Here is a 6,846-nt window from a genome sequence, read left to right as displayed (position 1 = left end):
GATTTAATTAGAAACATCAATGGCGAATTCATGGTATTAGAAGACAATTTGAGAGTGCCGTCAGGAGTTTCATATATGCTTGAAAATCGAATGGTGATGAGAGATGTATTTCCAGAACTATTTACAAAATATAAAGTTTCTTCAGTACACCAATATCCAAATAAATTATATCACTGTATGCTTGAATGTGTTCCAAAAAAAACTAGAAATCCGCACATGTGCGTTTTAACTCCAGGAAGATATAACTCTGCTTATTTTGAACATAGGTTTTTAGCTGAACAAATGGGAATAGCACTAGTGGAAGGCAAAGATTTATTTGTTGAAAAAGATTTTGTATATATGAAAACTGTTACAGGTCCTATGAAAGTTGATTGTATTTATAGGAGAATAGACGACAACTTTTTAGATCCAAAAGTTTTTTATAAACATTCTTTACTAGGAGTACCCGGTTTATTTAAATGTTGGCGTAAAGGTAATGTTGGTATTGTAAATGCACCTGGGACAGGAATAGCAGATGATAAAGCTATATACTCATATGTTGATAAAATGATTAAATTTTATTTAGATGAGGAACCAAAACTAAAACAAGTCCAAACTTTTTTGTGTAGAAAAAAAATTCATAAAGATCATGTTATCGAAAATATTTCTAAACTTGTCGTAAAACCTACAAATGGATCGGGCGGTAATGGAATATTGATTGGTCCTAAAGCCTCAAAGGAAGAGAGAGAAAATATGATTAATAAAATAAAATCTAAACCAAGTGATTATATTGCTCAACCATTAGAAATTTTATCTACCACACCAACAATTTCTGAAGAAGGAATTGAACCAAGACATTTAGATCTCAGACCATTTATCTTAACTGGTAAAAAATCTTGGGTAACAACAGGTGGACTTACTAGAGTTGCCCTTAAAAAAGGAAGCACTATCGTGAACAGTTCTCAAGGTGGTGGCTCTAAAGATACTTTAGTTATTGAAAAATAAATTTCTTAACAACCTTTAAATGAAGCGTACATACTCTGTAAAAGTTCAGAGTACATACCTTTGCCTTTATCTAAAGTTGCACCAAGAGGATCTAAAACACCAGTTTTAATTTTAGTGTCTTTTGCTATAGATTTTATAATAGCTGGGTTGAATTGAGGTTCTGAAAAAAGACAATTTACTTTCTCATGTTCTATTACCTCTCTAATTTCAGATAATTGCTCTGCACCTGGTAATACATCGGGATTAACAGTTAAAGCTCCCAAAACCTTAATACCAAATCTATTTTCAAAATATTGGTAAGCATCATGGAAAACTACAAATCTAAGATTTCCTTTAAGATCTCTTTTAATATTTTTTGTTAAATTATCTAATTCAGACTGAGCTTTTTTAGAATTAGCTTTATATTTAGAGCTGTTATCTGGATCCAATTTAACTAATTGTTTTTCGATTTCTTTAATAATTACTTTAGCGTTCATTGGATCTAACCAAACATGTGGATCGTGTTCACCGTGAGCATGTCCCTCATGCCCGTGATCATCATGTTTAGCTTTTTTATGACCATGATCATCGTGTTTCTTTTCTTTATGACCGTGTCCGTGATCATCATGTTTTTTCTCTTTATGACCGTGTCCATGATCATCATGACTTTCAAATATATTTTTTTCTCTAAACTTAAGTTTTTTAACTCCACTCAAGTCCATTATTTCTACATTAACAGCCCTTTTAGCAATCGTATCTAAAGGTTTTTCTAAGAATGCCTCTAAATCTTCACCAACCCAAATTATTAGATCTGCATTTTCAATCATCTTTGCATGAGAGGGTTTTAAACTAAATCCATGGGGAGAATTGTAACCATCAACTATTACATCAGGTTTTCCAACACCATCCATAACGTAACTAACCAAGGAATGTATTGGCTTAATTGATGCAACAACTTTTACTTCAGCTTTAGATATTGAAATGGTTGTTAAAAGCGCAATTAATACAGATGAAATTAGTTGAAGTATTTTATTCATAATATGTTATAAAGTAACACAGTGTTATAATATAACATTTATTATTGCAAGGATTATTATTGTGAATAAAATAAATTCAGAGACATTAATTAAAGTAGACAATGTTGGTCTATTTAAAAACGATAAATGGCTAGTAAAGGGAGTTTCCTTAGAAGTAAAAAGGGGGGAAATCGTAACATTAATTGGACCTAATGGTTCAGGAAAAACTACAACAGCAAAAATCGCTCTTGGTATTCACAAGAACATCGAAGGAAAAGTTTTAACGTTTACTGATAAAGTTGGCTATGTCCCTCAAAAAATCTCTGTCGATTGGACATTACCAATAAGAGTAGTTGATTTTATGTTACTCACACAAAATCTAAGCGATGAGGAAATAATCAATGCTTTAAAATTAACTGGAGTTGAACATCTTAAAAATAATAATTTAAGTAATTTATCTGGAGGTGAATTTCAAAGAGTTTTAATCGCAAGAGCTATTGCAAAAAATCCAGATCTTTTAGTGTTGGATGAACCAGTTCAAGGTGTAGATTTTAAAGGTGAGATCTCTCTTTACGAATTAATTAAAGAAATCTCAGATAAAGTTAATTGCGGAATTTTATTAATATCTCATGACTTGCATGTCGTTATGTCTTCTACAGATTACGTTGTTTGTCTGAATGGCCACGTTTGTTGCTCTGGAACACCTCAATCTGTAGCTAACAACAATAAATATCAAGAACTGTTTGGAGACCGCGCTTCAACAATTTTATCTGTATATGAACACAAACACGATCATACTCACTCAGCTGATGGAACTATAAAGAGGAAACAATAGATGTTTGATGATTTTTTTATAAGGGCTTTAATTGCTGGAATTGGAATTGCTTTAGTCACTGGACCACTTGGATGTTTTATAATTTGGAGAAGATTATCTTTTTTTGGTGATACATTGTCTCACTCCGCACTTCTTGGGGTAACTATAGCTTTCTTTTTTGAATTAAACATAGCATTTTCAGTTTTTTTAATTTCATCAGCGATCGCACTAATACTTTTAAAACTTCAAAAAACTACAAAACTACCTGGAGACGCATTACTAGGTTTATTAGCACATTCATCTCTTGCAGTTGGTTTAGTTGTAATTGGTTTTCTCACCACGATCCGATTTGATATAATGGGACTGTTATTTGGTGACATCTTAGCAGTGAATGAGATAGATCTATTAATAATTTGGATCGGGGGAGCACTAATCTTATTAATACTGAAATACATTTGGAAACCATTGTTTGCCTCAACTGTCAATCATGAACTAGCTGAAGCTGAAGGCATGAACCCTGATAAAGTAAATGCAATTTTTACAGTTTTATTAGCAGCGATAATTGCAATATCAATTAAAATTGTAGGTCTTCTACTGATAACAGGGATGTTAATTATGCCAGCTGCAATGGCAAGAAACATTTCTAATAATCCAACGCAGATGGTTAAGTTATCAATTATAGGAGGTTTATTATCTGTAATAATTGGTTTATTTTCATCTTTAGAAATTAATACCCCTTCAGGACCTTCAATAATAACAGCTGCATTAGTTTTATTTTGCCTTACACTTATTAAGATCAAAAATTATTCTGAATTGAAAAAATGATACTAAATTGGTAATTTATATTTATGGCACAAGCACAAATTCTTTCTAGAAATCAACAAATTGTTTTAGATATTATTGAAAAAGCAAAAGGTCCTTTAAAAGCTTATTCAATACTTTTTAATGTACAAAAAAAAGGAATTAACGCTCCTCAACAAATTTACCGAGCTTTAGATAAGTTGATTGAAATGGGCAAAATTCATAAAATAGAAAGCAAAAATGCTTTTGTTGCATGCAGGAGTTCAGATTGTGAAATTTCTAAAGCAACTGCGTTTTCGATTTGTGAAAGTTGTGAAATGGTAGATGAAATCAGTGATACAAAACTTTCAAAATATTTATCTAGTTTTAACCATAAAAAAGGAATGAAATTTAAAAGATTTAATTTAGAATTCTTCGGACTGTGCAAAAAGTGCAAATAAAAAACAAAATAAGCTAATATCAAATATTCTTAAGCATATCTTCCATAATTCACTTTTTAGTTGAACTACGGTTACATTTAAAGTTCATACGTGTTACTAAAAATTAAGATTTAGGAGGACATATGAAATATATAAAATATCTAGTATCAATAATTACCGCTTTATCTATTAGTAGTGTCGTATCTGCTAATGAGATCAAAATGGGTAAGGCTGATTGGGACACAGGCTATTTCCAAGCTGAAATCTACAAGGCAGCTTTAGAGAAGATGGGCTACAAAGTTTCTGGTCCAACTGTGATGAAACCACAAGTATTTTATGTGGCTGCAACCGCTGGAGATGTTGACCTTTGGGTTAATGGTTGGTTCGGAACACATGATGGTTATATCGCTGAGTCAAAAGGTAAAGTAAAACCAGTGGGTTATGTAATGAAGGGCGGAGGAGCTCAAGGTTACTTAATCGATAAAAAATCTGCAGATAAATTTGGTATCAAAAGTGTAATGGATATCAAAAAACACGCTAAAGAGTTTGACTCTAATGGCGATGGAAAAGCAGACATGGTTGCTTGCCCTCCAGGCTGGGGTTGTGAAAAAGTAATCTCAAAACACTTCGATGAACTAGGATTAGGTGATTTTATCAATCCAGTAAAAGCAGACTACTCAGCTTCAATGGCAGATGCAGTGTCTAAATACAAAAATGGAAAATCAATTCTATTTTATACATGGACACCAAACTGGACTGTTGGTGCTTTAAAACTTGGTAAAGATGTAGTTTGGATTGAGGTGCCTTACAGCAAAACAAAACCAACTAAAATTGCTAATGCTACAAAGTCAAAAGTAAATTTAGGTTTTGGCGCTGATGATATAAGACCTGCAGCTAATGTAGATTTTCTTAAAGCAAATCCAAAAGTAGAAAAGATGTTAAAAAAAGCTTCTATTCCTCTTGGAGATATTGCAGCTCAGAACTTGAAGATGAACAAGGGTGAGAAAAGCGAAAAAGCTATTAAGAAACATGCAGCTGAATGGATTAAAGCTAATCAAAGCACATTTGATAGTTGGATCAAGTAAGGGTTCAGGTTAATTTTAATGAGTTTAAAATTAGCCCCATCAGATTACGAAATATACATTCCATTAGGTGAATGGATTGAAGGAAATATTAAAGAGTGGCTATTTGAACAACGGCCACTCTTTAAAAAAATCTCAGCCCCAATTGATACTGTTCTAAATAGCCTAGATTCACTTTTTAACTTTATTCCTTTTCCAATAATACTTTTGATATTTGTAATTTTTGCTTACAGAACAAATGGAATTAAATTCGCAATATTTTCTTTTTTAAGTTTGCTTTTTATTGATCTTGTTGACCTATGGTCAGAAAGCATGACCACATTAGCAATGATTTTTACTGCTGTTTTATTTTGTATGTTAATAGGAATTCCTCTTGGCATCATTGCCTCAAGAAGCAATACTTTTGAAATTATTTTACGTCCAATACTTGATATAATGCAAACAATACCAAGTTTCGTTTATTTAATCCCTGTAGTTATGCTTTTTGGGGTTGGATTAACTCCTGGAGTAGTTGCTACAATTATATTTGCTTTACCACCAATAATTCGATTAACAAATTTAGGTATTAGGCAAGTTGGAAAAGGGTTTAAAGAAGCAGGATCAAGTTTAGGACTTACAAAATTTTTAATACTGATTAAAATTGAAATTCCTTTGTCTTTAAAGACCATAATGGCAGGAGTTAATCAAACATTGATGCTTGCATTATCGATGGTAGTTATTGCAGCTCTTATAGGTGCTGGGGGACTAGGTTTAACTGTATATATCGCCCTAGGAAGACTTGATGTTGGCTCTGCTGTTATTGGTGGAACAGGAATTGTAATTCTAGCAATTATCTTAGATAGGATTACACAAAAAATTATTAAATCACACTAAAGATTTTAACTTTTTAATATGTTTAGGAGTAATTTCACAACAGCCTCCAATAATTTTTGCTCCCTTGCTCTTTAATTTTTTACAAATTTCAAGAAATTTTTTAGGAGTAAGATCTTTTCTTTTTCCAAGTTGCACCTTAGGATTATTTGAGTCTGGTTTCCAACCTGGGGGAATATGTTCAAAAGCATTAATTTTAAACCCGAATGGGACTTTAAGTTTTTTTGCGTCTTTCATCACTTCATTTAAATCTTCAAATGAAACACAAGAGGCCATAATTCCAATAGGATTATATTTTTGAACTTTTTTTGCAACAGTTATAAATTTTTCACCTGAGGGTAATAACCCTTTGCTCCTAATGTGGATACCGACTAAAATTTTTTTCTTATATTCTTTAATTGCACTCAACCCTAATGAACACTCTTTCCAGCTACTCATTACATCTAAATAAAAGAAATCTACATATGGATTGAGATATTTTGCTTGGGATTTAAAACTTTCTTTAATAAAGTTAAGATCTTTTCCAAGATCAGCAAAATAAGTAAAATTTTGAGGTGGCAGACTTCCAGCAATCAAAACTTTTTTCTTGGAGATACCTACGGCCCTTTTTGCAAGTTTTCCTGCTAGTACGTTCAGATTTTTATATTCTTTTACTAAACCATTCTCGATAAGCCTTCTTTTTCTGCTACCAAAGCTATTAGTTACTATTATTTCTGCTCCGGCTTTTATAAAATCTAAATGAGTTTTGATAACTGTTTTATGATATTTTCGATTATATAATGCTGAGGCTCCCCACAGAGTTCCGTGAGGTTTTACTCCACGGTTAAGAAGCTCTTGGCCCATTCCCCCATCTAAAATTCTTGTTTGTTGAAAAAAGTTAT

Annotated in this window: 8 protein-coding genes; 6 read left to right on the top strand and 2 right to left on the bottom strand. The window is 32.2% G+C overall.

What is annotated here, in order from left to right; translation table 11 throughout:
- The coding region (locus AMN78_RS00725) for a circularly permuted type 2 ATP-grasp protein (RefSeq protein ID WP_075533726.1) at positions 1 to 984 on the top strand (984 nt) is incomplete at its 5' end.
- 5 nt (positions 985 to 989) lie between these two features.
- On the opposite strand, the gene znuA is transcribed toward AMN78_RS00725, so the two are convergent.
- Complete coding sequence (znuA, locus tag AMN78_RS00720; protein ID WP_075533725.1) at positions 990 to 2,000, bottom strand: zinc ABC transporter substrate-binding protein ZnuA; 1,011 nt, start codon at positions 1,998 to 2,000, stop codon at positions 990 to 992.
- A 61-nt stretch (positions 2,001 to 2,061) separates the two neighbouring features.
- Here znuA and AMN78_RS00715 point away from each other — a divergent pair, with 61 nt between their 5' ends.
- From AMN78_RS00715 to AMN78_RS00695, 5 genes are all read left to right on the top strand, one after another.
- Positions 2,062 to 2,814: an ATP-binding cassette domain-containing protein gene (locus AMN78_RS00715; protein ID WP_082254504.1), complete on the top strand. Its 753-nt coding sequence runs from the start codon at positions 2,062 to 2,064 to the stop codon at positions 2,812 to 2,814.
- Positions 2,815 to 3,618, top strand: coding sequence for a metal ABC transporter permease (locus AMN78_RS00710; RefSeq protein WP_075533723.1), 804 nt, complete (start codon positions 2,815 to 2,817; stop codon positions 3,616 to 3,618).
- Between the two features lie 23 nt (positions 3,619 to 3,641).
- Positions 3,642 to 4,034, top strand: a complete 393-nt coding sequence (locus tag AMN78_RS00705) for a Fur family transcriptional regulator (protein WP_075533722.1) — start codon at positions 3,642 to 3,644, stop codon at positions 4,032 to 4,034.
- A gap of 122 nt (positions 4,035 to 4,156) precedes the next feature.
- Positions 4,157 to 5,098, top strand: a complete 942-nt coding sequence (proX, locus tag AMN78_RS00700; protein ID WP_075533721.1) for a glycine betaine/L-proline ABC transporter substrate-binding protein ProX — start codon at positions 4,157 to 4,159, stop codon at positions 5,096 to 5,098.
- An 18-nt stretch (positions 5,099 to 5,116) separates the two neighbouring features.
- On the top strand, positions 5,117 to 5,968 hold the full coding sequence (locus tag AMN78_RS00695) for an ABC transporter permease (RefSeq protein ID WP_075533720.1): 852 nt from the start codon (positions 5,117 to 5,119) through the stop codon (positions 5,966 to 5,968).
- Here AMN78_RS00695 and AMN78_RS00690 read toward each other — a convergent pair.
- On the bottom strand, positions 5,960 to 6,846 hold an 887-nt coding region (locus tag AMN78_RS00690; RefSeq protein WP_075533719.1), incomplete at its 5' end, for a homocysteine S-methyltransferase family protein. The two genes, AMN78_RS00695 and AMN78_RS00690, sit on opposite strands and share 9 nt — an antisense overlap.

Origin of the sequence: Candidatus Pelagibacter communis, assembly GCF_001179945.1 — a bacterium.
GTDB classification, from domain to species: Bacteria; Pseudomonadota; Alphaproteobacteria; order Pelagibacterales; family Pelagibacteraceae; genus Pelagilacustribacter; species Pelagilacustribacter ubique_A.
The sequence above is the reverse complement of the archived record's forward strand: the minus strand, read 5'-3'. Positions and strand labels throughout refer to the sequence as shown.

Bases quoted from the DNA above. Each gene is read 5' to 3' on its own strand.
- AMN78_RS00695 (WP_075533720.1), top strand. From the start codon at position 5,117: ATGAGTTTAAAATTAGCCCCATCAGATTACGAAATATACATTCCATTA.
- znuA (WP_075533725.1), bottom strand. From the start codon at position 2,000: ATGAATAAAATACTTCAACTAATTTCATCTGTATTAATTGCGCTTTTA.
- AMN78_RS00710 (WP_075533723.1), top strand. From the start codon at position 2,815: ATGTTTGATGATTTTTTTATAAGGGCTTTAATTGCTGGAATTGGAATT.
- AMN78_RS00705 (WP_075533722.1), top strand. From the start codon at position 3,642: ATGGCACAAGCACAAATTCTTTCTAGAAATCAACAAATTGTTTTAGAT.
- proX (WP_075533721.1), top strand. From the start codon at position 4,157: ATGAAATATATAAAATATCTAGTATCAATAATTACCGCTTTATCTATT.